The organism is Roseateles sp. P5_E1 (assembly GCF_054049335.1).
This window is the reverse complement of sequence record NZ_JBFUMN010000039.1, coordinates 18,032-40,362: the sequence shown is the minus strand read 5'-3', so window position 1 is coordinate 40,362 and position 22,331 is coordinate 18,032. Positions and strand designations below refer to the sequence as shown.

The window sequence follows — 22,331 nt, the reverse complement described above, 5'->3', positions numbered from 1 at the left end:
GGCAACCACGACAAACGAGACAAGAGACATCCCATGGCATTGAATCGCAGGGGCCTGATCAGCGCCGGCCTCACCGGCATCGCCGCGTCCACGTTGCCCGCCCAGGCCGCCACCACCGCTGCAACGCCGGCCAAAGGCCTGCTGGCCCCCACGCCGCCGATGGGCTGGAACAGCTGGAACAGCTTCGCCACCACCATCAACGAAGCCCAGGCCCGCGAGACGGCCCGCATCATGGCGGACAAGCTGCTGCCGGCCGGCTACAACATCTTCACCATCGACATCCAGTGGTACGAGCCCACGGCGTCGAGCTACAGCTACAGCGCCAACCCCGAGCCGGCGATGGACGGCCACGGCCGGCTGATTCCCGCCGTGAACCGGTTCCCGTCCAGTGCCGAAGGCCGCGGCTTCGCGCCGCTGGCGGCGGATGTCCATGCCATGGGGCTGAAGTTCGGCATCCACCTGATGCGCGGCATCCCGCGCCTGGCCGTGAAGCGAAACCTGCCCATCCTGGGCACGCCCTACCGCGCCGCTGACATCGCCGACACCAGCAGCGTCTGCACCTGGAACCCCGACATGTACGGCGTGGACATGAAGAAGCCCGGCGCGCAGGCCTACTACGACAGCGTCTTCGCGCTCTACGCCTCCTGGGGCGTGGACTTCATCAAGATGGACGACATGAGCCGCCCCTACGACGCCCATGCGCCGGAGATCGAGGCCGCTCACCGTGCCATCCAGCGCACGAAGCGGCCGATGGCGCTCAGCCTGTCGCCCGGCGAGACGCCCGTGAGCCGCGCCGAGCACGTACGCCAGCATGCGCAGATGTGGCGCATCTCCGACGACTTCTGGGACGACTGGCATGCGCTGGACGCCCAGTTCACGCGCCTGGAGAACTGGAACCCCTGGCGCCGGCCGGGCGCCTGGCCTGACCCGGACATGCTGCCGCTGGGCCGCCTGGCCCTGGGTGAGCGCGACACCAAGTTCACTGCCGATGAGCAGCGCACGCTGATGACGCTGTGGGCCATCACCCGCTCGCCGTTGATCATGGGCGGCGACCTGCGCCACCTGGACGAGCCGACGCTCGCGCTGCTCACCAACACCGAGGTGCTGGCCGTGGACCAGGCGAGCGCCGACAACCGGCCGCATTTCGTCGAGGACTTCGTGCGCATCTGGTCAGCCCGGCCCGCCGACGGCAAGGGCCGCTACGTCGCGCTGTTCAACCCGACGGACAAGGCCCGCGAGGTCGGCATCGCGCTGCGGGACCTGGGTCTGGACGGCGTGCGCCAGGTGCGCGATCTGTGGGCGCGCAAGCCTCTCGATGTGGCATCGGGCCGCTTCGCCCAGCAGCTGCCGTCGCATGGCGCCGGGCTCTACCGGCTCAGCTGACAGCTCAGCGGGCGACCTTGGCGAGCAGCTCCTGCAGCAGAAGGCGCTCGCCGCTGGACAGCACACGGTCCAGCGCCTGCTCGGCGACCTGCAGCGCCGCGAGGCTTTCCCCGGCCAGGCGCTCGCCTTCGGGCGTGAGCCGCAGGTGCAGCGCGCGGCGATCATTGGCGTCGCGTTCGCGCTCGACCCAGCCGCGCTCCTGCAGGCGGTCGAGGATGAGCGTCATCTGCGGTGCCGGCACGCGCAGCAGGTCGCACAGGCGCTTCTGCGTGGTGTTGCGATTCGAGAGGATCAGCTGCAGCAGCGTGAACTCCACCGGCCGCAGGCCAAGCGGCTCGCCCACGCCTTGGCTGAACAGCTGGTTGGTCGTGACGGCCGCGCGCGCGATGGCGTAGCCCAGCGTGTGGGCCAGGCGGGACTGATCGAGGGGAGGGGACTTCTCGCGGGACGAACTCATGCGGGCGCAGGATAACCGTGGCCCGCCGGCCCGCGCGTGCTCAGCCCATCGCAGGCGAGGGTTCGACGGTTGCTTCGCAACGGCCAAAGCCGATGCGGCGGAAACCGGCCCGCCCGCAGCTGCCGACGAGGGCGATGTTGTCGCCGTCTTCCAGGAAGCAGCGCACCTCGCCGCCGGGCAAGGTGATGGGTCGCCTGCCGCTGTGCGTCAGCTCAAGGAGTGAGCCGGCCTGATCGGGGCGTGGTCCCGACAGCGTGCCCGAACCGAACAGGTCGCCGCTGGTGAGCGCACAGCCGTTGACCGTGTGGTGCGCAACCAGTTGCGCCGCGGTCCAGTAGGCCGCGTCAGCAAAGTTCGACCGGCTGATGCAATGCGCCGGGATACCCGACTCGCGCATCGCGCGGCTCTGCAGCCTGACCTCCAGTTCGATGTCGATGGCACCTGCATGGCGGTTGGCCTCGCTGTCCAGATACGGGAGGGGCTGCGGATCGCCCTCAGGCCGGACGAAGGGCCGCCGGTAGGGGGCGAGTGCCTCCATCGTCACGATCCATGGCGAGACCGTGGATGCGAAGTTCTTCGACAGGAAAGGACCGAGCGGCTGGTACTCCCAGGCCTGCATGTCGCGCGCGCTCCAGTCGTTGAAGAGGGCGATGCCGAACAGGTGCTCCTCGGCGTTGGTGATCGGGATCGGCTCACCGAGGCGGTTGCCGCGGCCGACGAACAGGCCCAGCTCAAGCTCGAAGTCCAGCCGTTGCGTGGGCGCGAGGCGCGGCGGTCCGTCAGCCGCCTTGAGCTGGCCCTGGGGACGCCTGAACGGCTGACCGCTTGGAAGGATGGTGGATGCGCGGCCGTGGTAGCCAATCGGCACCCATTTGTAGTTGGGCAGCAGCGGGTTGTCCGGGCGAAACAAGGTGCCGACCGTGGTGGCGTGGTGGATGCCGATGTAGAAGTCGGTGTAGTCGCCGATCCGGCAGGGCAGGCCCAGCTCGACGGTGCTGGCTGCGAACAGGGCCGCTTGCCACGCTTCTTCTTGCGCACTGCCCCGCTGCAGCCCGCTCGACAAGGCGCGCCGCAAGGCACGCCGCTCGTCCGGCGCCAGCGCCATCAACCGGTTCATGTCGGCGTGGTCTGTCAGCCCCGTGGCGCGCAGGTCGAGCACCTGGTCGCCAATGGCCACGCCGATGCGCCATTCATCATCTCCGGCAGCCCGAAATCGGCCGAAGGGCAGGTTCTGGATCGGGAAGTCGGTGTCGGCCGCGTTGGCCGATTCGACCCAGCTTTGCAGCGCCGGGTCGTGGGTGGCGTCGATGGTCATGGTGCGAAACGGTCCTTCAGTCCGCCCCAGCAGCCGGCGTAGTCTTCATCGAAGGCACTGTGGCGCAGCGCGAACTCGGTCGGGAGAAAACGCCAGCGGCTCTCGAACATGAACGCGAGCGTGTCGTCCAGCTTGTGCGGCGCCAGCTCGGCGCTGGTCGCCTTGTCGAAGGCCTCGGTGTCGGGCCCGTGCGGGACCATGCAGTTGTGCAGGCTCATGCCGCCGGGCTTGAAGCCCTCGGGCTTGGCGTCGTACTGCCCGTGCACCAGGCCCATGAACTCGCTCATGACATTGCGGTGGTACCAGGGCGGGCGGAAGGTGTCCTCGGCGACCATCCAGCGCGGCGGGAAGATCACGAAGTCGACGTTGGCCGTGCCGGGGGTGTCGCTCGGGCTGGTGAGGACGGTGAAGATCGACGGGTCCGGGTGGTCGAAGCTGATGGAGCCGATGGCCATGAAGTGCGCGGTGTCGTACTTCACTGGCGCCAGGTTGCCATGCCATGCGACGACGTTGAATGGCGTCGTCGGCGACCGCCCTTGCCACAGCGCGCCGCCGTACTTGCGCACGATCTCGTAGCTGCAGGCCGTGTCTTCGAAGGCGGCCACCGGTGCCAGAAAGTCGCGCGGGTTGGCCAGGCCGTTGCTGCCGATCGGGCCGAGTTCGGGCAGCCGGAATGGCGCCCCGTAGTTTTCGCAGACGTAGCCACGCGATGGGCCGTCCACTGCCACCTTGAATGCCACCCCGCGTGGCAGCAAGGCCACCTCGCCGGGTGCGACGTCCAGTACACCGAACTCGGTGGTGAGGGTGAGCTTGCCTTGCTGCGGCACCAACAGCAGTTCACCGTCGGCATTGACGAACGCGCGATCGGTCATCGAGCGGTTCACAAGGTAGAGGTGTGCGGCCATGCCGGTCTGGGCGTCGGCATCGCCGTTGACGACCACCGTGCGCAGGCCCTCGATGAAATCGGTCGGCGTGTCGGGGATCGCTATCGCTTGCCAGCGCATGGGGTTAGGCGGCGCCGCCACGCCATCGCGGGCGCCGGTTTTCAGGAAGGCTTGCGCGAGCGGCTCGAAGCCGCCAACCACCACCGATGGCTGACGGCGGTACAGCCAACTGCGCAGGTTGGCATGGCGCGGCGCAGTGAACGCAGTGCCCGAGAGCAGTTCGGCGTACAGGCCGTGGGCCACCTTCTGTGGGCTGTTGCGGCCCACCGGCAGTGCGCCGGGCACCGCCTCGCTGGCGAACTGGTTGCCAAAGCCGGCTTGGTGGCGGCGTGCGTTGTCGTTCATGGATGGGTTCTCTTCAGTCGAGCCGGATGTTGTTGGCCCTGATCAACTTGCCCCAGCGCTCGCGCTCGGCCGCGGCGTAAGACGCCATCTGCTGCGGCGTGCCGGGCAGCGCCTCGAGAGACAGGGTCTGGAAACGGGCCTTCACAGGCGTCGAGTTGAGCGCCGCTTGCAGGGCCTTGCTCAGCTTGGCAACGACCTCCGGGCTCGTCCCGGCGGGCACGACAAGACCCTGCCAGGCAAAGGCCTCAAAGCCCGCGAGGCCTTGCTCGGCGAGCGTCGGGATCTCGCCGAGCGTCTTCAATCGGGCCAGGCTCGCGACGCCGAGCGCGCGCAACTTGCCCGAGGCGATGTGCTGCTGCACGCTGGCGCTGTCCATCAGGCCGAACGGGATTTGCCCACCCATCAGGTCTTGCACCGCCAACGCCGCGCCGCGGTAGGGGACGTGCTGCAGCTTCAGGCCGGTGCGCTCGCGCAGCAGCTCGGTGGCCAGGTGGTGCGGGCTGCCGGCACCGGCCGACGCGTAGCTGACGCCCTCCGGCTGGCTCTTGGCCCAGGCCACGAACTCCTTGAAGTCCCTGGCCGGGACTTGAGGGCTAACGACCAGGATCAATGGAAATCGTGCCAGCAGGCCAATCGGGGTGAAGTCTTTCACCGAGTCGTAGGGCAGCTTGCTGAAAAGCGTCGGGTTGGCAGCGAGCGTCGCGAAATCGGCCGTCAGCATGACGTTGCCGAAGCCTCTGGACTTGGCCACATAGTCGGCCGCGATGTTGGTTGCAGCGCCGGGTTTGTTGTTGACGACGATGGCGCGGCCGAGCGACTTGCCCATCGCTTCGGCCACCGTGCGGGCGACAGCGTCCGAGCCACCCCCAGCGGCATAGCCGACAACCCACTCAATGGGCTTGTCACTCTGAGCCAGCGTGAGGGAGGGAGTCAGGACGAAGGGCGCGGCCACCATGCCAAGAGCCAGCCGGCGGCGTGCAGTACGAGAGGGGTTCATTGCAGTCCTTGCAGGGGAGCATCAAAGGTCGTTGGGGCCGTGGCGCGCGGCTTGCAGCGCTTCGCGCAGCACGTCGATTGCGCCGATGTGATTGGCCAGCAGCAGGATCAGCCGCGCGTTGAGCGCATGGCTTTCTTCGCTCGGCAAGTCCTTGTGGGCGTCGATCAAGGCCTCGTAGAAGTCGTCGGGCGCGCTCAGGTTCGGGGTGGTGACGAGGGGCATCGCTGTCTCCTTCAGTGGGCCGCGAGCGCACGGGCGACGGCTCGCTCGACGGCGGTGGCGTCGGGGTGGCGCCAGCGCGCGCAGACATGGTGGTCGGGGCGCAGCAGCACCGCATTGCCGGGCTGCAGGTCGTAGCGCCGCGCGACGAGCCCGTCCACGTCGGCCAGCGCAGCCGTGCTGTCAGCGGCGGCGGACAGGTTGATCGTCAGCACGCCCAGCGGCACCGGCAAGCGCGTGTCCGACAGCTGGGCGGCCAGCGCAGCGCTGCCTTCGCCGGCAGCGAGCAAGAGGGTGAAGCCCGACCCCAACTGGCGCAGCAGCCAGCCACGCTGCTGGCCCTGCAGGCCCACCGGTGCATCGACCGCGGCCGCACCGGGCACCATCAGGCCGGCAAAGGGGTCGACGTCCGGCGTGTTGAGCGACGAGCCGTGCAGCGTCGCCGGCACGGACAGGCGGCCGCTGTTGACCAGCGTACGCGCAAAGGGGTGGCGCTTGGACAGCTGCAGCACCGCATCGCGGAACAGCCGGCTGATGTCGCTCTTGGGGGTGATGAAGTCGGTCGCCCGCGTGGAGTTGAGGATGTTCTCGTCGGCGGCGTATTCGCGTTCCTCGGCATAGCTGTCCAGCAGTGAATCGCCGGCCGCGCCGCGCAGCACGGCGTCGAGCTTCCACGCCAGGTTCTCGGCGTCCTGCACACCGGAGTTCGCACCGCGCGCGCCGAACGGCGAAACACCATGGGCCGAGTCGCCGGCAAACAGCACGCGGCCGAGGCGAAAGCGCTCCATGCGCAGGCAGGCGAAGGTGTAGACGCTGGCCCATTCCAGCTCGAACTGAACCTCCCGCCCCAGCGCCTGGCGCAGCATCGCGTCGACGCGCGGCTTGATCCTTTCCGGCTTCTTCTCCTCCTCCGGATCGACGTCCCAGCCGAGCTGGAAGTCGATGCGCCAGACGCCATCGGGCTGGCGGTGCAGCAGCACGCTTTGATTGGGGTGGAAGGGCGGGTCGAACCAGAACCAGCGCTCGGCGGGGAAGGCGGCCTCGCCGGGCTGCATGCGGATGTCGGCGATCAGGAAGCGGTCGCGGAAGGTCCGGCCCTTGCTCTCCTGGCCCAGCAGCGCGCGCAGCGGCGACCGGGACCCGTCGCAGGCGACGACATGGTCGGCGGCGATCGTGTAGCGGCCGTCGGGCGTGGCGATGCCCAGGCGTACGCCGTCGGCGTTTTGCTCCAGGGTGACGACTTCGTTCTTCCAGCGGATCTCCAGGTTGGCCAACTCGGCGGCGCGCACCGCGAGAAAGGCCTCGGCGTAGTACTGCTGCAGGTTGATGAACGCCGGCCGCTCGTGGCCGGGCTCGGGCAGGAGGTCGAAGCGATAGAGCTGTTCATCGCCGAAGAAGACCCTGCCGACGTTCCAGCCCACACCCTTGGCGCACATTGCGTCGCCGACGCCCAGGCGGTCCCAGACCTCGAGCGTGCGCTTGGCAAAGCAGATCGCGCGCGAGCCGGTTGACAGCCTGCTGTCGTTGTCCAGCAGCAGCACGCGCTGGCCGCGCTGGGCCAGGTCGATGGCGAGGCTCAGGCCGACCGGGCCGCCGCCGACCACCACCACCGGGTGCCGCACCGGGGCGGCAGCATCCTGGTCGGGCGAATGCCGGTAGTCGAACTCGAAGCTCTGGATCGTCTTGCCGTCCGATCCGTAGCCGAGGGAGGCGCAGGCCATGGTCAACCTTCCAGCGTTTCCCACATCTGGCGGTCACGTTCGGCCGTCCAGATGCGCGGGTCGCGGAACTCGGTGGCCTCGTCGAAGGCGCGCGTCACGTCGAAGGGCATGCAGTGGTCGAAGATGACCCAGGAGCCGTACTTCGGCTGCAGGGCGGCATAGGTTTCCTTGTAGACGGTCTTCAAGTCCTTGCCGGCGGCGGTGCCCTCCTTGACCTTGGCGTACAGGTCGCTGACGAAGGCCCGCGTGGCTTCAAGGCCCTGCTGCACCTTGGCCTCGCCCTTGAGCGCGGGGCCGCGCCCGGGCACGAGCGCGAGCGGCTTCAGCGCGGCGATGTTGGCCAGCGTCTGCGGCCAGTCGCTGAAGTAGGCATCACCAGCGTAGGGCGTGGCGTCGAACTCGACCAGGTCACCGGACAGCAGCGTGCGCTCCTGCGGCAGCCACACCACCGTGTCGCCCTTGGTGTGGCCGCGGCCGAGCTGCAGCAACTGCACCTCGAGCTTGCCGAGCCACAGGGTCATCTTGCCGGTGAAGGTGATCGTCGGCCAGGTCATGCCCGCAGGCACCGTCTCGACGTTGCGGAACAGGCGCGGGAAGCGGCCGATCTCGCTGGCCTTGTCGGCCTCGCCGCGCTCGACGATCAGGTCGTAGGTGTCCTGGCTGGCGAGGACCTGCTGCGGCTGGTACGCCGAGGCGCCCAGCACACGCACCGCGTGGTAATGCGTCAGCACCACGTACTTGATCGGCTTGTCGGTCACCTCGCGGATGCGGCGGATCACGTCGGCGGCCATGGCCGGCGTGGCCTGGGTGTCGGCCACCAGCACCGCGTCGTCGCCGATCACGATGCCGGTGTTCGGGTCGCCCTCGGCGGTGTACGCCCAGGCGTGCTCCGAAAGCTGGGTGAAGCTGACCTGCTTCTCTTCAAGATCGGCCTGGGATGCGAACTTCTTCGGGGTCGTCATGATCGCCTCGTATTCGTAATAGACAAATGAGTTTGCAGTGTATGTCTCGCGTTTGCGTTTGGCAAACAAGTTTGCGTAAGGCAAAATATCGCCACTCCACGGATGCCCTCACTTCCCATGCACGACGAGCCAGAGAAAGACGCCGGACAACGCGCCGTGCAGTCGGTCGAAGTCGGTGGCCGCCTGCTGCTTGCGCTGGCGGCCCACCACGGCCCGATGAACCTGAAGGACCTCGCCGCCCAGGGCGGCCTGACGCCTGCGCGCGCTCATCCCTACCTGGTCAGCTTCGGCAAGCTCGGGCTGATCGAGCAGGACAAGGCCACCGGCCGCTATGCGCTCGGGCCCGCTGCGCTGCAGGTGGGGCTGGCCAGCCTGAGCCAGCTCGACCCGGTGCGCGTGGCCGGGCCGGTGGCCGAAGACCTGGCGTCCTCCACCGGTTTCGCGGTGGCGCTGGCGCTGTGGGGCAACCTCGGGCCGACGGTCATCCGCATGATCGAAGCGCGCCAGCCACTGCTGGTGGCCATGCGCTCCGGCACGGTGATGTCCATCCTCGGCACTGCCACCGGGCGGGCATTTGCTGGTGCTCTGCCTGAGGAGCGCGTGGTCAGGGCCGCGCCGGTGGGCGACGAACCGGGCCAGGCCATCGTGTTCTCGGCGGCCGAGCTCAAGGCGCTGCGCCAGGCCCGGCAGGACCTCCGCGTGCACGGGCTGGTCCGCGCAGAGGGGCGCCCGATCCCGGGCGTCAATGCGTTCAGCGCGCCTGCGTTCGATCATGAAGGCCAGCCTGCCATCGTCATCACCGCACTGGGTCACCAGGATCATTTCCCGATCGACTGGCACTCGTCGGTGGCAGACGCGGTGCGCGCCGCCGCAGCCCAGATCTCGCGAGGGCTGGGCTGGCAGGGCAGCCCGGCCGGTGGGCAAGCGGGCTCGAAACGACGCTGAACCGGGCACCGAGACCCCGTTGCCTGGGGCGGTCGAGTCGCAGCCGCTGCGCCAATGCCCAACCCTGTGGCATTGCAGTTGTCCACTCCGCACGCGCGGCACCCGCGACGCACGAGAACCGAGGCGGCGTGCGGCAACCGACAGAACACAGCCACAGAGGCACAGAGGCACAGAGGCGGCGGGATGACGCCCTCTCTGTGTCTCTGTGCCTCTGTGGCTTTGTTTGGTTTTGACCTCAGTTGCGGCGGGCGAGCCGACGCCTTCCTTTGAGCAACCTCTGATTGAGTTCGCGTTGCCGGACGCGCCGGGAAATAGACAAACGCGCACTGCGGATTGATCCAAAGCGCACTCCGCGCGAAATTGCTTTGGTCGGAACTGCCTGTTCGCCACGATGACTCCCGACGACTCAAGCGGCGCTTGCCGTGAAGGGTCGCAGCACAAATGGAGACATACGTTGGACAAGCAAATCGTCGACTACATCGTGGTCGGAGCCGGTTCGGCCGGTTGCGTGATCGCACATCGCCTGATCAAGGCGGGCCACACGGTTCTGTTGCTCGAAGCAGGCCCGACTGACGGCAGCAAGTTCGTCAAGATGCCGGCGACCTTCGTGCGCGTGATCGGCACGGAGCGTTCATGGATCTACGAGACCACCCCGCAGCAGCACGCCAACGGCCGCAAGATGTACGTGCCTCAAGGCCGCATGAACGGCGGAGGCAGCTCACTCAATGCAATGGTCTACATCCGCGGTGCGGCGGCCGACTACGACGCATGGGCCGAAGCAGGCTGCACGGGCTGGTCCTGGAAGGACGTGTTGCCGATATTCAAGCGCGCCGAGAGCAACATGCGCTTCTCGGGCGAGATGCACGGCACTGAGGGTCCGCTGCGCGTCAGTGATACCAAGTTCCGCCACCCGCTGAGTCTGGCCTTTCTGAAGGCGGCCCAGGAAGCGGGTTTGCCGTACAACGATGACTTCAACGGCGGCCACCAGGACGGCGTGGGCTTCTACCAGACCACGACCATCGACGGCACGCGCGGCAGCACGGCGGCGACCTATCTGGCCGCAGTGCTGGGCGACCCGAAGCTCACGCTGGTCAACGGCGCGCATGTGCTGCGGGTGGTGATCGAAGGCGGCCAGGCGACGGGTGTCGAGTACCGCTTGAGCGACGGCACGACGAAGCGGGCGGCGGCGAACCGCGAGGTCGTGCTCAGCGCCGGCGCGCTGGCCAGCCCCAAGCTGCTGCAGGTCTCGGGCATTGGCCCGGGGGAGCTGCTGCAACGCATCGGCGTGCCGGTGCAGCGCGAGCTTGCGGGTGTCGGCGAGAACTTCCAGGACCACCTGGAGATCATTGCCCACGGCCGTTGCCGTGGGCCGATCAGCCTGCTCGGCCAGGACAAGGGCCTCACCGCGCTGAAGCATGGCCTGCAGTGGGAGCTGTTCAAGACCGGGCTGCTGACTTCCAACGTCGTCGAGAGCGGCGGCTTTGTCGATACCTCGGGCAGTGGCCGACCCGACATCCAGTTCCACGTGCTGCCAGTGTTGGTCGGCGATGTCGACCGGCCGATGCCCGAGGTGCATGGCATCTCGATCGACCCCTGCTTCCTGCGGCCGAAATCACGCGGACGCGTGCGGGCCAAGAGTGCCGACGCGATGGAGCAGGCGGAGTTCGATGGCGGCTTCCTCAGTGCGCAGGAAGACGTGGACACGCTCGTGCGCGGCTTGAAGCTGGCGCGTCGCATCCTGCGCATGCCGTCGCTGAGCAAGGTGATTGCCGAAGAGCTTTATCCCGGCACTAACGAGCACATGCCCGACGCCGAACTCGAACAGTTCGTGCGGCAGTACGCCAAGACCGTCTACCACCCGGTGGGCACCTGCCGCATGGGTACCGACACGATGGCCGTCGTCGACCCACAGCTGCGCGTGCACGGCGTCGGCCGCCTGCGTGTGTGCGACGCCTCCGTGATGCCCACGATCTGCAGCGGCAACACCAACGCCCCCACGATCATGATCGCCGAGCGTGGTGCCGAGCTGATGCTCGCGCGCTGACGGCGGCGGTCTCCTTCAACGACCCACCACCTGACCACGCCCCATGAACACTCAAGACCTTACCCAGCAGGAACTGGCACGCATCGGCTTTCTCTCGCGGCGCAGCCATGGCAATTTCATCAACGGCGAGTTTTGCGAGGCCCACGCCAGCCAGCGCATCGAGGTGGTCGACCCCGCCTCCGAGATGGTCGTGGCCGAGACGCCCGACAGCGATGAACACGATGTCAATGCGGCTGTCGCCGCCGCGCGCCGGGCGCTGGAGGATTCCGCCTGGTCTCGCATGCGGCCGGCCGACCGCGAGCGCATCCTCTTTCGCCTGTCGCAATTGATCGAGGAGCACGGCGACGAGCTCAGCGCCATGGAGACGCTGCAGAGCGGCAAGCTGCAGGGCGTGGCGCGCATGATCGACGTGGGCTTCTCCGCCGAGTTCGTGCGCTACATGGCCGGCTGGGCCACCAAGATCGAGGGCAGCACGCTGCAGAACTCGATTCCGTTCCCGCCCGGCGCCCGCTACCACACCTACACGCAGCGCGAGCCCGTCGGCGTCGTGGCGGCGGTCGTGCCGTGGAACTTCCCGCTCGCCATCGCGCTGTGGAAGATCGCGCCGGCACTGGCCGCAGGCTGCACCGTCGTCGTCAAGCCATCGCCCGAGACGCCGTTGACCGCACTGCGCCTTGCAGTGCTGGCGATGGAAGCCGGCCTGCCGGCGGGCGTGCTGAACGTCGTGTGCGGCGGCGGTGCGACGGGTGCTGCGCTGTGTGCGCATCCGGGCATCGACAAGATCAGCTTCACCGGCTCCACGCCCACGGGGCGCGCCATCGGCCACGCTGCGGTGGACCACATGACCCGGTTCACGCTGGAGCTGGGCGGCAAGTCGCCCATGATCGTGTTGCCCGATGCCGACCCGGCCGCCGCAGCCATGGGTGCAGCGATGGGCATCTTCTTCAACCAGGGGCAGGTCTGCGCCGCCAGTTCGCTGCTGTACGTTCACCGCAGCTTGTTCGACAAGGTCGTGAACGAGGTGGCGCGCCACGCCGAGCGCATGCGCATCGGCTCCGGCTTCGATCCCGCGTCTGAACTTGGCCCGGTGGTCTCACGCCGGCAGTTCGACCGGGTGATGGGCTACCTCGACGGCGCGCGCCTCGCCGGCGCCACCGCGCTGACCGGCGGCAAGCGCGCACGCGACGCCGGATGCTTCATCCAGCCCACCGTGCTGGTCGACGTGAACCCGACGATGCAGGTGGTGCGCGAGGAGGTCTTCGGTCCGGTGCTCGCGGCAATGCCTTTCGATGACGTCGAGGACGTGATCCGGGAAACGAACGCCTCGCCATTCGGCCTCACGGCGAGCGTCTGGTCCAACAACCTGTCGGCCGTGCACCGCATCGTGCCGCGGCTGAAGGCCGGCACCGTGTGGGTCAACACCCACAACATGCTCGACGCCAACCTGCCATTCGGTGGCTACAAGCAGAGCGGCATGGGTCGTGATCTGGGCCGCGCGGCCGTCGAGTCCTACACCGAAGTGAAGAGCGTCTGCATGTCGGTCTGACGCACCGACGATTCAAAAACAAACGGAGACAACATGAAGAAACTAGGAATGCCCGCTGCGGCTGCAGCGATGGCAATGGTCTGTGTCGCGCCTGCCGCCCTGGCAGGTGAAGGCGGCGGGTCGAGCTACCCCGGCGGCGTGGAGAACTTTCTGACCGGTGCGGCCCCACCGCCCGGCTTCTATGTGCTGGAGTACGGCAACGTCTACCGCGCCGACAAGCTCAAGGACGGCAATGGGAACACCGTCCCGCTGCCGGTCTTCGACGTGGCCGCGAACGTCGCCGCCACGCGTTTCGTGTGGTCCACGACGACCATGGTGGCCGGCGGCAATGTGGTGTACCACGCCATCGTGCCGCTGGTGGACCTGAAGGTCGAAGTGCCCGGCCTGGCGCAGCGCAAGACCGGCCTGGGCGACATCACATTCGGCCCGGCTATCTCCTTTCACCATTCACCCACACTGCACAGCGTGCTGGGGCTGGACTTTGTCGCCCCCGTCGGTCGCTACGCCAAGGGTGACGTGGCCAACATCGGCCGCAACTACTGGTCGATCCAGCCGCTGTACACCGTGAGCTACATCGATGCGGCCGGCTTCAACGGCGACTTCAAGCTCACCTTCAGCTTCAACCAACGCAACAAGGACACCGACTACCGCTCGGGCAACGAGGTCTACCTCGACTACTCCGCTGGCTGGGGCCTGGGCAACGGCTGGGTGCTCGGCGCGGGCGGCTATGCGATGCGTCAGCTCGGCAACGACACCAGCGCCGGTGCGTCCCTGGCCGACAGCAAAGGCGCGGCCTTCGCCTTCGGCCCTTCGCTGAAGTACGACAACGGCAAGGGCTGGTTCATTACCGCCAAGTGGACGCGCGAGATGTCGGTGCGCAACCGGCCCGAAGGCAGCGCCCTTTGGATCAAGACCATCCTGCCGTTCTGAACCTGGAGACCCCATGAAGATCACATTGCAATGCATCGCCGCCGCTGCGGCCTTGCTCGTCACCGGCGCCGCAATGGCGCAGGCCAAGCCCGTCTGCGGGCTCAACAACGGCAAGGCCGCGAGCGGTGAACCGATCTCGCTCGGCGCCGTGGTCGGCAAGACCGGGCCCGACGATTTCAGTGCCTCGGCGCTGGCGTCTCAGGCTTACTTCAAGTGCGTCAACGCCAATGGCGGCATCAACGGCCGGCCGGTGGAGCTGACCATCGTCGACGACCAGTGGAACCCGGAGGTCGCCGCCCAGGTGGCCGCCAAGCTGGTGAAGGACCGCAAGGTGCTCGCGATGGTGGGCAGCTCCAGCTTCGTCGAGTGCGGCGTCAACGCGAAGATGTACGCCCAGGAAGACGTGATGGTGATTGCCGGCGTCGGCGTGCCGCGCGAGTGCTTCTTCGCGAAGAACTATGTGCCGGTGAATGCGGGGCCGCGTGTCTCGGGCACCGTGGCCGCGATGTATGCCGCGCAGGCCTACAAGGCCAAGAAGATGGTCTGCGTGATTCCCAACATCCCGAGCCTGGGCAACTGGGCCTGCGACGGTGCGAAGGACTGGGGCAAGGCCAACGGCGTGGACGTGGAGGTGATCGCGGTCGATCCGGGCTCGCCCGACGCGACGTCGACGATGCTGCAGGCGGCCGCGAAGAAGCCGGACGCCATCGTCCTGAACCTGCCCAAGGGCATCATGGTGCCGATGCTGGCGGCGGCCGAGCAGCAGGGTCTGGCGAAGAAGATCCGCTTTGTCTCCAGCACGCCGGCCTACAACGTCGACGTGCCCAAGACCATCGGCGCGGCCTGGAACGGCAACTTCGACCTCCATCTCGAGTTCATGCCGGTGGAGTCAGCCGGCGCCGACAACCTGAACTGGAAGGCGACGATGGAGGCCTTCGGCGGCAAGACCGATCCGCGCGATTCGTTCGCGCAGGGCGGCTACCTCGCCGCGCGCATCGTGACCGAGGCGCTGCTGAAGATGGACCCGAAGAAGATCGACCGCGCCAGCGTCAGCACCGCGCTGCGCAACGTCAAGGGCTTCAAGAGCGACATCCTGTGCCGGCCGTTCTATGTGGGCGACGGTGCGCGCCACAACGCCAACAGCAGCGGCCCGATCGCACAGGTCAGCGGCAACGGCTTCAAGCAGGTCAGCAATGGCTGCCTGATGGCCGCTGACCCCGAACTGAGCGACCTGCGCGAGCAGGAAAAGAAGCTCGGCCTCTGATCTGAATCTGAGGTTGCAATGCCCGATCTGTTGCCATTCCTGATCTCCGGCCTCGGCGTGGGCGCGGTCTACGCGCTGTCGGGCGTCGGGCTGGTCGTGCTGTACCGCTCGTCGGGGGTGCTGAACTTCGCGTTCGGCGCCCTCGGCGCGGTGGCCGCCTACGTCGCCTGGTCGGCCCTGGACCGCGAGTGGCCGCTCGGGCTGGCCGCACTGGCTGCGGTGGCGACTTCGGTCGCCATCTCGCTGGCCTACGGTCGGCTTCTCGCGCCGCGACTGGCTGAGCGCGAACCCACGGTGCGCTCGATCGGCACCCTGGGCCTGGCGCTCGTGGTGCTGGGCTTCACCGAATGGTTCTGGGGCGAGCAGCCGCGCCGGCTCGTGCTGCCCACCGATGCGGGCGCCATCGAGTTTGCCGATGTGCGGCTCACCTATACACGGGTGCTCGGTCTCGCCGCCGCGGTGGCGATGATGGCGGCAGTGGGCTTGTTGCTGGCCCGCACGCGCATCGGCCTGGCGATGCGGGCGCTGGCCGACCAGCGGGGCTTGAGCGCCATCCTGGGCATCCGCGTGCTCCAGGTGGATACGGCGGCCTGGGTCATCTCCGGCGCCTTTGCTGGCGTGTGCGGGCTTTTGCTGGCCAACATCGTGCGGATGCAGGCCACGGTGCTGACCTTCCTCGTCATCCCCGCGTTCGCAGCCGCCATCATCTGCCGCCTGTCCTCGCTTCCCGTCACCGTGGTGGCCGGGCTGGCCATCGGCATGCTCGAAGCCGTCGCTGTGCTGGTGCCCGGCTTCTCGCCCTTTCGCACCGCGACTCCCTTTCTCATTGCGCTGCTGGCCATCGTGCTGTGGCGCGACGCCTCCCGCAAAGCATGACTTCCGATTCCATCAAACGCGAGCGGCGTGCCGCCCGCCTGGCCCTGCTGCGCATGGCGCTCGTGGTGCTGGCCATCGGGGCGCTGGTGCCCTGGCTGGCCAACGCCTACTGGATCAAGACGTTGACCTCGTCGCTGGCGCTGGCCATCGCGGCGGCCGGTGTGGCGCTGCTGTATGGCCAACTCGGCCTGGTGAGCCTGTGCCAGTACGCCTTGCTGGGCGTGGGCGGCTGGGTCGCGCTGCGTGTGGGCCATGGGCTGCACTGGCCGTTCGAGGCCTGCGTGCTGGCCGGTGGGCTGTCTGCGGGCGTGGTGGGCATGCTGGCCGGGCTGCCGGCCCTGCGCCTGAAGGGCCTCTACCTTGCGCTGGTGACGCTGATGCTGGCCGGGGGCTTCCAGGTGGTGATCAGCGCGACGGGTTTTCCGGACGGCGGCGCCGGCTTTCTCGGGCGCATCAGCGGTAGCGAACGGCTGATATTGCCCCGCCCCGCCATCGCGCAGGGCGAGGGCGCCTACTTCGCCTACGTGGCCGCCTGGCTGGCTGCCATGTTGGCGCTGCTGGAGGTGCACCGGCGCACGCGGGCCGGCCGCTCCTGGGCGCTGATCCGCCGCGGCGAAGCGGTGGCCGAGGGCGCGGGCGTCAACGTGCTGCTGTACCAGACTTGGGCCTTCGGTCTGGCCGGCGCGTGCGCAGGCGTCGCGGGCGCGCTGCTGGCCGGTGCCGTGGGCCAGCTCGACGGCCGCGCGTTCGCGGCCAGCGAGTCGGTGATGCTGTTCGCGCTGACGCTGATCGGCGGCGCCTACCACTGGGTCGGGGCGTTGGTGGCTGGCCTGCTGCTGCGTGCCGTGCCGTCGCTGCTGGTCGACCTGGGTGTCAACGGCTACCTGGCGATGGTGTTCTTCGGTGCCGCGCTGCTGCATGCGCTCATCACCGCACCGCGCGGGCTGGCCGGCCAGTGGCTGGCGGCCTTCCAGCGCCGCACAGTCAAGGCTCAGCCATGATCGAGATTCGCGGCCTGACCGTGGCCTTTGGTGCCGTCACGGTGATCGACGCACTCGACGCCGTGCTCGACGCCCCGGTGTGCGGCCTGATCGGCCCGAACGGCGCGGGCAAGACCACGCTCGTCAACCTGCTCAGCGGCTTCGCACCGGCCCGGTCGGGCGAGGTGCGCGTTGACGACACGAGTTTGCTTGGCATGAACACCGCGCGCCGCGTGCGCTTCGGCCTGCGCCGCTCGTTCCAGACCGAACAGGTGGTGGAGGACCTGAGCGTCTGGGACAACGTGCAGTCCATGCTCGACCATGTGCCGCATCGCCGCGACCAGGCCGACGCGCAGGTGCACCGGGCGCTTGCGCACGCCGGGCTGCTGGATTGCGCCGAGGTGCCGGGTGCCGAACTCGATCTGTTCCGGCGCCGCATGGTGGAAGTGGCCAAGGCCCTGGTCGGCGCACCACGCCTGATCCTGTTCGATGAGCCGGGCGCCGGACTGGACGAGCGCGAGTCGCGCGTGCTGCGCGACGCAATCTCGGCCATCCCAGAGAACTTCGGCGCCCAAGTGCTGTTGATTGATCACGACGTCGATCTGATCGCAGCCATCTGCACGCAGACCCTGGTACTGGACTTCGGTCGCCGGCTGGCGCTGGGCGCCACGCGCTCGGTGCTGGACGACCCGCTCGTTCGCCAGGCCTACCTCGGCGCCTGACCCTCACGGATTGCAATGCTTGAAGTTCGCCAACTCCACGTTTCGCGCGGCGGCAAAGCCGTTGTGCACGGCTTCGACCTGGATGTCGCGGCCGGAGAGATCGTCACGCTACTCGGCCCGAATGGTGCCGGCAAGTCGAGCATCGTGCTCGCGCTGGCTGGCGCCATCGCGCGCAGCCAAGGCCATGTGCGCATCAACGGCACAGGGCTGGAAGGTCTCTCGCCCGACGCGGTGCGCCGGGCCGGCCTGGCCATCGTGCCCGAGGGCCACCACCTGCTCGGCAGCCTGTCGGTGCACGACAACCTGCGGGCCGCTGCGATGGTCCACACGAGCGCGGAGGTCGAGCCCGCCATCGCGCGCGTGCTGAAGATCTTTCCGGAACTCGAAGCCAAACTCGCCCAGCCCGGCCGATCACTTTCCGGCGGGCAGAAGCAGATGGTCTGCATGGCGCAGGCCCTGCTCGCCCGGCCCAAGGTGCTTGTCGTGGACGAGTTGTCGCTCGGCCTCGCGCCGCTGGTCGTGCGGCGCCTCGCCGAGGTGTTGCGGCAGGCGGCTGCCGATGGGGTTGGTGTGCTGTTGATCGAGCAGTTCACCACGCTGGCGTTGACGCTCGCGAGCCGTGCCTTTGTGCTGCAGCGCGGGCGGACGGTGTGGTCGGGAGCGGCGCAGACGCTGCGCGAGCAACCCGAGATCCTGCACGGCAGCTACCTGGGCTGACGCAGCACTACCGCGTCAGTGCCTCGCCTCGCCTCGCGTCTCGCCGGCCTGCCGTTGGCAGGCGCCCGGCGTGAGGCCATAACGCTGCTTGAACAGTCGATTCAGGTGCGCGCCGCTTCTGAAACCCCACGCGAAACCGATCTCCGCCGCTGAGCGGTTCGCGTTGGCTTCGTGTGTGAGCGCGGCGTGGCAGCGTTCCAGACGGCTATTCCAGATCTGGCGCTCCAGGCTGACATCGTCGTCCTCGAACACGCGGTGCAAATAGCGCTTGGAACAGCGAAGTGCGTCGGCGATGCGTTGAATGCTCAGCTCCGGATCGGAAAGATGCGTTTGCACATACTGGCGCGCGCGCATCTTGAGCAACGAGGGCAGCGGCACCGGCTCTCTGATGCGTCGCAGCGCTTCTGCCAGCGTCGAGCCAAGCAACCCAATGACGGACTCGCTCAGAGCTTGGCCCGCACCGTCGGGCAGGCCGGGCAGTTGTTCGCTCAGTGCGCGGAGGTAGCTGCCGAAGACGCCGTGCAAGCCGGCAACGTTGTCGCTGCCCAATTCGCCGGCGTGCGGCCCTGGCAGGCGCAGCCCGGGGAGCAGTGCGCGCGGCACCTGGGTCACGAGCAGCGTGCAGCGCTCGGGGTTGGTGATCGAATATGGCGCGCGCGGGTCGTAGAGGATCCACTGGCCGGGCTGCAGAACCACGCGGCGCTGCTGTTGTTCGACGATGCCCCGGCCACTGACCTGCAGCACCAATTTGTAGAAGTCGTCGCTCGGCAATTCGCCGCAGGCCGCGTCACGCTCAACGTGATGAGCCGGCGCGTCGATGCGGTACATGCGCAGGGCGCCGACGTCGAAGGCATCGAGGGATGCGTCCAACGGGCCGTCGTGCAGGCTGGAAACGCGCAGGCGGCCGAAGTAGCGCGTGGTGATATTGCCCCAGGCCTGCGCCCGATCACAAGCGAGAACCCGGTTCGTTGACCAGTGTGTGTGATGCATCTTGTCTCTCAGCCCATGCTGCCTTGGCAGTTTAGTAGCGGCGTTCGCGCACTGGCCCTAGTGAAAGCTCGCACGAGGCCTGCAGAACCGCTGGGATATTGGGGCCGGGAGCAAATCAGTGAAGTGGTTTACCAGCTGCGCGCGAGCGCGCCGTGCGGCCGGCGGTCAAAACTCCTCGGTGTCGATCTCGGCCTGTGTGGCGGCGCTGTAGCGCGCCGCTGACCGTGTGGCGGTTGATCAGGGCGTCGAGCCGGGCGAGTGTGGCGGCGTCGAGCGCCAGCTGCGGCGCCGCGAGCAGGTCGCCCAGGTGATCGGGGCGCGAGGTGCCGGGGATGGGGACGATGTCGTCACCCTGGTGCAGCAACCAGGCCAGCGCCAGCGTGGCCGGCGCGCAGCGCAGCCGGGCCGCTTCTGCTTCGAAAGCGTCCAGCAGGCGCAAGTTGGCGCTGTAGTTCTCGGGCGAGAAGCGCGGCATGGCGTGGCGGATGTCCCTGGGCTCCAGCTTGCTGATGTCGCGCAGCTCGCCGCCGAGAAAGCCGCGCGCCAGCGGGCTGAAGGCGACGAAGGCGGTGCCCAGCTCACGGCAGGCTTTCAACACGGCGATCTCGGCGTTGCGAGTCCACAGCGAGTACTCGGTCTGCAGCGCGGCAATCGGGTGCACCGCATGGGCGCGCTTCAAGGTGGCGGCAGAGACCTCGGACAGGCCCAGCGCGCGAACCTTGCCCGCCTGCACCAGCTCGGCCATCGCGCCGACGCTGTCCTCCACCGGCACCTTGGCGTCGAGCCGGTGCAGATAGAGCACGTCGATGACGTCGGTGCGCAGCCGCTTCAGGCTGGCCTCGACGCTCGCTCGGATCGTCTCCGGCCGACCGTCGATGACGCGCACACCGTCCACGCCTTGCATGCCGCATTTGCTCGTCAGCACGATCCGCTCGCGATGCGGCGCCAGCAGACCGCCGAGCAGTTCCTCGTTGGYGCCGAAGCCGTACAGCGCCGCGGTATCGAACAGCGTGACGCCGCCATTGAGCGCGCCGTCCAGCACGGCTGCCGCGACGTCGCGCGATGGCGGTGTGCCATAGGCGTGGCTGAGGTTCATGCAGCCCAGGCCGATGGCCGAGACCTCGAAGGGACCGATGCGGCGTGTCTTCATGCGGCGGCCTTCAGCTGTTGCTCCAACTGGTGCAGCACCCGGTAGCAGGGCAACACCTGGGCCACGCTGCTGTTGGGCTCACGGCCCTCGCGGATGGCGGCGAAGAACTCGCGATCCTGCAGCTCGATGCCGTTCATGGACACGTCCACCGCCGACACGTCGATTTTGTTCTCCTTGCCATCGAACAGGTCGTCGTAGCGCGCCAGGTAGGTGCCGGTGTCGCCGATGTAGCGGAAGAACGTCCCCAGCGGGCCGTCGTTGTTGAAGGACAGGCTCAGCGTGCAGATGGCGCCGTTGGCGGCCTTGAGCTGGATGCTCATATCCATCGCAATGCCCAGCGTTGGGTGGATAGGGCCTTGCAGCGCATGGGCCTGCACGACCGGGCTCTGCACCTGATATGCGAACAGGTCCACCGTGTGCGCGGCGTGGTGCCATAGCAGGTGGTCGGTCCAGCTGCGTGCCTGGCCGAGCGCATTCATGTTGGTGCGGCGGAAGAAGTAGGTCTGCACGTCCATCTGCTGGACGTTGAACTCGCCGGCCGTGATCTTCTTGTGCACCCACTGGTGGCTGGGGTTGAAGCGCCGCGTGTGACCGCACATCGCGACCAGGCCGGACTTCTGCGCGATGCTGATGACCTCCTCGCCATCGGCCAGCACGTCGCACAGCGGGATCTCCACCTGCACATGCTTGCCCGCCTTCAGGCAGGCCAGGGTCTGGCTGGCGTGCATCTGCGTGGGCGTGCAGAGGATGACGGCGTCGACTTCGGGCAGAGCCAGCGCATCGGCCAGGTCGGTGGCGACGTGGCCAATGCCGTACTTGGCGGCGACCTCGCGGGTCTTGTCCAGGTCACGGCTGATCAGCGAGACGACTTCGACGCCGGCTATGTTCTTGATGCCGTCCAGGTGCTTGATGCCGAAGGCGCCGGCGCCGGCCAGCGCAACACGAATTGGTTGAGTCATGTGTTCTCCAGAATCAGATGGCCGACCGCCGTGTTCGAGGCAGGCACGTGATAGAAGCGATGCGCGACGTGCGGGGCCGCGCCACCGTTGACGTCGGCCATCGCGCCGCGGGCGATCAGCCACATGACGAGCTCGATGCCTTCGGAGCCGGCTTCGCGCACGTACTCGTCATGCGGCACTCGCGACAGGGCGTCGGGCTCGGCGATCAGGCGGTCCAGGAAGCGGGTGTCCCACTCGCGGTTGATGAGACCGGCACGCGGGCCTTGCAACTGGTGGCTCATGCCGCCGGTGCCCCAGATCTGCACATTCAGGTCCGGCCCGAACGACTCGACCGCGCGGCGGATGGCCTGGCCCAGCATGAAGCAGCGCCGCCCCGACGGCACCGGGTAGTGCACGACATTGACCGCGAACGGGATGACGGTGCAGGGCCAGGCGCCTTTCACCGGGTCGGGCTGGCCGCACATCAACGACAGCGGCACGGTCAGGCCGTGGTCCACGTCCATCTTGTTGACGATGGTCAGGTCGAAATCGTCCTGGATGACGCTGTGCGCGATGTGCGCGGCCAGCTCCGGGTGGCCGATGACGGTCGGCACCGGGCGCGGGCCCCAGCCCTCGTCGGCCGGCTCGAAGCGGGCCGCGGTGCCGATGGCGAAGGTGGGAATCAGGTCGAGGCTGAAGGCCGTCGCGTGGTCGTTGTAGACCAGGAAGACGACATCCGGGCGGTTGTTGTCGAACCAGCGCTTGGAAGGTTCATAGCCCGCAAAGACGGGCTGCCAGTAAGGCTCGGTGGTTTTGCCCAGGTCCAGTGCCGCGCCGATGGCGGGCACATGCGAGGTGTAGACGGAAGCGGTGATGCGGGCCACGG

The 22,331-nt window shown here is 67.9% G+C and carries 20 protein-coding genes and 1 pseudogene; 10 read left to right on the top strand and 11 right to left on the bottom strand.

Annotated elements, in window-relative coordinates:
• The first annotated feature begins 33 nt into the window (after nt 1-33).
• Complete coding sequence (locus ACXJKJ_RS22455; RefSeq protein ID WP_457392620.1) at nt 34-1,383, top strand: glycoside hydrolase family 27 protein; 1,350 nt, start codon at nt 34-36, stop codon at nt 1,381-1,383.
• Between the two features lie 4 nt (nt 1,384-1,387).
• On the opposite strand, the gene ACXJKJ_RS22450 is transcribed toward ACXJKJ_RS22455, so the two are convergent.
• Genes ACXJKJ_RS22450 through ACXJKJ_RS22420 form a run of 7 tightly spaced genes read right to left on the bottom strand, consistent with a single transcriptional unit; the run spans nt 1,388 to nt 8,343 of the window.
• Nucleotides 1,388-1,840 carry a MarR family winged helix-turn-helix transcriptional regulator gene (locus ACXJKJ_RS22450; protein WP_457392617.1) on the bottom strand — a complete coding sequence of 151 codons (453 nt, stop codon included), beginning with the start codon at nt 1,838-1,840 and terminating at the stop codon, nt 1,388-1,390.
• Nucleotides 1,841-1,880: 40 nt separating this feature from the next.
• On the bottom strand, nt 1,881-3,155 hold the full coding sequence (gene fahA / locus ACXJKJ_RS22445; protein ID WP_457392614.1) for a fumarylacetoacetase: 1,275 nt from the start codon (nt 3,153-3,155) through the stop codon (nt 1,881-1,883).
• Entirely contained in the window at nt 3,152-4,444 is a 1,293-nt protein-coding gene (gene hmgA, locus ACXJKJ_RS22440; protein WP_457392611.1) for a homogentisate 1,2-dioxygenase, read from the bottom strand. The genes fahA and hmgA overlap by 4 nt, the downstream gene beginning before the upstream one ends.
• Nucleotides 4,445-4,457: 13 nt before the next feature.
• On the bottom strand, nt 4,458-5,441 hold the full coding sequence (locus ACXJKJ_RS22435) for a Bug family tripartite tricarboxylate transporter substrate binding protein (RefSeq protein ID WP_457392608.1): 984 nt from the start codon (nt 5,439-5,441) through the stop codon (nt 4,458-4,460).
• Nucleotides 5,442-5,462: 21 nt separating this feature from the next.
• Nucleotides 5,463-5,663, bottom strand: coding sequence for a DUF2783 domain-containing protein (locus ACXJKJ_RS22430; RefSeq protein ID WP_457392605.1), 201 nt, complete (start codon nt 5,661-5,663; stop codon nt 5,463-5,465).
• Nucleotides 5,664-5,674: 11 nt separating this feature from the next.
• Nucleotides 5,675-7,381, bottom strand: coding sequence for an FAD-dependent oxidoreductase (locus ACXJKJ_RS22425; RefSeq protein ID WP_457392602.1), 1,707 nt, complete (start codon nt 7,379-7,381; stop codon nt 5,675-5,677).
• A 2-nt stretch (nt 7,382-7,383) separates the two neighbouring features.
• Complete coding sequence (locus ACXJKJ_RS22420) at nt 7,384-8,343, bottom strand: MBL fold metallo-hydrolase (RefSeq protein WP_457392599.1); 960 nt, start codon at nt 8,341-8,343, stop codon at nt 7,384-7,386.
• A gap of 117 nt (nt 8,344-8,460) precedes the next feature.
• Here ACXJKJ_RS22420 and ACXJKJ_RS22415 point away from each other — a divergent pair, with 117 nt between their 5' ends.
• The 9 genes from ACXJKJ_RS22415 (at nt 8,461) to ACXJKJ_RS22375 (ending at nt 18,367) form a co-directional block, all read left to right on the top strand.
• Entirely contained in the window at nt 8,461-9,288 is an 828-nt protein-coding gene (locus tag ACXJKJ_RS22415) for an IclR family transcriptional regulator (RefSeq protein ID WP_457392596.1), read from the top strand.
• A 454-nt stretch (nt 9,289-9,742) separates the two neighbouring features.
• Nucleotides 9,743-11,332 carry a GMC family oxidoreductase gene (locus ACXJKJ_RS22410; RefSeq protein WP_457392593.1) on the top strand — a complete coding sequence of 530 codons (1,590 nt, stop codon included), beginning with the start codon at nt 9,743-9,745 and terminating at the stop codon, nt 11,330-11,332.
• Nucleotides 11,333-11,375: 43 nt separating this feature from the next.
• The gene (locus ACXJKJ_RS22405) at nt 11,376-12,878 is read left to right on the top strand and encodes an aldehyde dehydrogenase family protein (protein ID WP_457392590.1); all 1,503 of its coding nucleotides are present in this window, start codon (nt 11,376-11,378) and stop codon (nt 12,876-12,878) included.
• Nucleotides 12,879-12,911: 33 nt separating this feature from the next.
• On the top strand, nt 12,912-13,808 hold the full coding sequence (locus ACXJKJ_RS22400; protein ID WP_457392587.1) for a SphA family protein: 897 nt from the start codon (nt 12,912-12,914) through the stop codon (nt 13,806-13,808).
• Nucleotides 13,809-13,821: 13 nt separating this feature from the next.
• Nucleotides 13,822-15,072: an ABC transporter substrate-binding protein gene (locus ACXJKJ_RS22395; protein ID WP_457392585.1), complete on the top strand. Its 1,251-nt coding sequence runs from the start codon at nt 13,822-13,824 to the stop codon at nt 15,070-15,072.
• 18 nt (nt 15,073-15,090) lie between these two features.
• Nucleotides 15,091-15,948 carry a branched-chain amino acid ABC transporter permease gene (locus tag ACXJKJ_RS22390; RefSeq protein ID WP_457392583.1) on the top strand — a complete coding sequence of 286 codons (858 nt, stop codon included), beginning with the start codon at nt 15,091-15,093 and terminating at the stop codon, nt 15,946-15,948.
• Nucleotides 15,945-16,949: a branched-chain amino acid ABC transporter permease gene (locus ACXJKJ_RS22385; RefSeq protein WP_457392580.1), complete on the top strand. Its 1,005-nt coding sequence runs from the start codon at nt 15,945-15,947 to the stop codon at nt 16,947-16,949. The genes ACXJKJ_RS22390 and ACXJKJ_RS22385 overlap by 4 nt, the downstream gene beginning before the upstream one ends.
• Nucleotides 16,946-17,650: an ABC transporter ATP-binding protein gene (locus ACXJKJ_RS22380; RefSeq protein ID WP_457392577.1), complete on the top strand. Its 705-nt coding sequence runs from the start codon at nt 16,946-16,948 to the stop codon at nt 17,648-17,650. The genes ACXJKJ_RS22385 and ACXJKJ_RS22380 overlap by 4 nt, the downstream gene beginning before the upstream one ends.
• A 15-nt stretch (nt 17,651-17,665) precedes the next feature.
• Nucleotides 17,666-18,367 carry an ABC transporter ATP-binding protein gene (locus tag ACXJKJ_RS22375; RefSeq protein ID WP_457392574.1) on the top strand — a complete coding sequence of 234 codons (702 nt, stop codon included), beginning with the start codon at nt 17,666-17,668 and terminating at the stop codon, nt 18,365-18,367.
• A gap of 15 nt (nt 18,368-18,382) precedes the next feature.
• Here ACXJKJ_RS22375 and ACXJKJ_RS22370 read toward each other — a convergent pair whose 3' ends face one another.
• The 4 genes and pseudogenes from ACXJKJ_RS22370 to ACXJKJ_RS22355 form a co-directional block, all read right to left on the bottom strand.
• Nucleotides 18,383-19,357, bottom strand: coding sequence for an AraC-like ligand-binding domain-containing protein (locus tag ACXJKJ_RS22370; protein WP_457392572.1), 975 nt, complete (start codon nt 19,355-19,357; stop codon nt 18,383-18,385).
• A 165-nt stretch (nt 19,358-19,522) separates the two neighbouring features.
• Nucleotides 19,523-20,507, bottom strand: a pseudogene (locus tag ACXJKJ_RS22365) (aldo/keto reductase).
• Nucleotides 20,504-21,466 carry a Gfo/Idh/MocA family oxidoreductase gene (locus tag ACXJKJ_RS22360; protein ID WP_457392570.1) on the bottom strand — a complete coding sequence of 321 codons (963 nt, stop codon included), beginning with the start codon at nt 21,464-21,466 and terminating at the stop codon, nt 20,504-20,506. The pseudogene ACXJKJ_RS22365 and the gene ACXJKJ_RS22360 overlap by 4 nt, the downstream one beginning before the upstream one ends.
• Nucleotides 21,463-22,329 (bottom strand): class III extradiol dioxygenase subunit beta, encoded by an 867-nt coding sequence (locus tag ACXJKJ_RS22355; RefSeq protein WP_457392567.1) that lies wholly within the window; start codon nt 22,327-22,329, stop codon nt 21,463-21,465. Before ACXJKJ_RS22355 ends, ACXJKJ_RS22360 begins: the two co-directional genes overlap by 4 nt.
• Nucleotides 22,330-22,331: the final 2 nt, after the last annotated feature.

Excerpts from the sequence above, each read along its gene's own strand:
- ACXJKJ_RS22455 (WP_457392620.1), top strand. The coding sequence starts at position 34 with ATGGCATTGAATCGCAGGGGCCTGATCAGCGCCGGCCTCACCGGCATC.
- ACXJKJ_RS22450 (WP_457392617.1), bottom strand. The coding sequence starts at position 1,840 with ATGAGTTCGTCCCGCGAGAAGTCCCCTCCCCTCGATCAGTCCCGCCTG.
- fahA (WP_457392614.1), bottom strand. The coding sequence starts at position 3,155 with ATGACCATCGACGCCACCCACGACCCGGCGCTGCAAAGCTGGGTCGAA.
- hmgA (WP_457392611.1), bottom strand. The coding sequence starts at position 4,444 with ATGAACGACAACGCACGCCGCCACCAAGCCGGCTTTGGCAACCAGTTC.
- ACXJKJ_RS22435 (WP_457392608.1), bottom strand. The coding sequence starts at position 5,441 with ATGAACCCCTCTCGTACTGCACGCCGCCGGCTGGCTCTTGGCATGGTG.
- ACXJKJ_RS22430 (WP_457392605.1), bottom strand. The coding sequence starts at position 5,663 with ATGCCCCTCGTCACCACCCCGAACCTGAGCGCGCCCGACGACTTCTAC.
- ACXJKJ_RS22425 (WP_457392602.1), bottom strand. The coding sequence starts at position 7,381 with ATGGCCTGCGCCTCCCTCGGCTACGGATCGGACGGCAAGACGATCCAG.
- ACXJKJ_RS22420 (WP_457392599.1), bottom strand. The coding sequence starts at position 8,343 with ATGACGACCCCGAAGAAGTTCGCATCCCAGGCCGATCTTGAAGAGAAG.
- ACXJKJ_RS22415 (WP_457392596.1), top strand. The coding sequence starts at position 8,461 with ATGCACGACGAGCCAGAGAAAGACGCCGGACAACGCGCCGTGCAGTCG.
- ACXJKJ_RS22405 (WP_457392590.1), top strand. The coding sequence starts at position 11,376 with ATGAACACTCAAGACCTTACCCAGCAGGAACTGGCACGCATCGGCTTT.
- ACXJKJ_RS22400 (WP_457392587.1), top strand. The coding sequence starts at position 12,912 with ATGAAGAAACTAGGAATGCCCGCTGCGGCTGCAGCGATGGCAATGGTC.
- ACXJKJ_RS22395 (WP_457392585.1), top strand. The coding sequence starts at position 13,822 with ATGAAGATCACATTGCAATGCATCGCCGCCGCTGCGGCCTTGCTCGTC.
- ACXJKJ_RS22390 (WP_457392583.1), top strand. The coding sequence starts at position 15,091 with ATGCCCGATCTGTTGCCATTCCTGATCTCCGGCCTCGGCGTGGGCGCG.
- ACXJKJ_RS22385 (WP_457392580.1), top strand. The coding sequence starts at position 15,945 with ATGACTTCCGATTCCATCAAACGCGAGCGGCGTGCCGCCCGCCTGGCC.
- ACXJKJ_RS22380 (WP_457392577.1), top strand. The coding sequence starts at position 16,946 with ATGATCGAGATTCGCGGCCTGACCGTGGCCTTTGGTGCCGTCACGGTG.
- ACXJKJ_RS22375 (WP_457392574.1), top strand. The coding sequence starts at position 17,666 with ATGCTTGAAGTTCGCCAACTCCACGTTTCGCGCGGCGGCAAAGCCGTT.
- ACXJKJ_RS22370 (WP_457392572.1), bottom strand. The coding sequence starts at position 19,357 with ATGCATCACACACACTGGTCAACGAACCGGGTTCTCGCTTGTGATCGG.
- ACXJKJ_RS22360 (WP_457392570.1), bottom strand. The coding sequence starts at position 21,466 with ATGACTCAACCAATTCGTGTTGCGCTGGCCGGCGCCGGCGCCTTCGGC.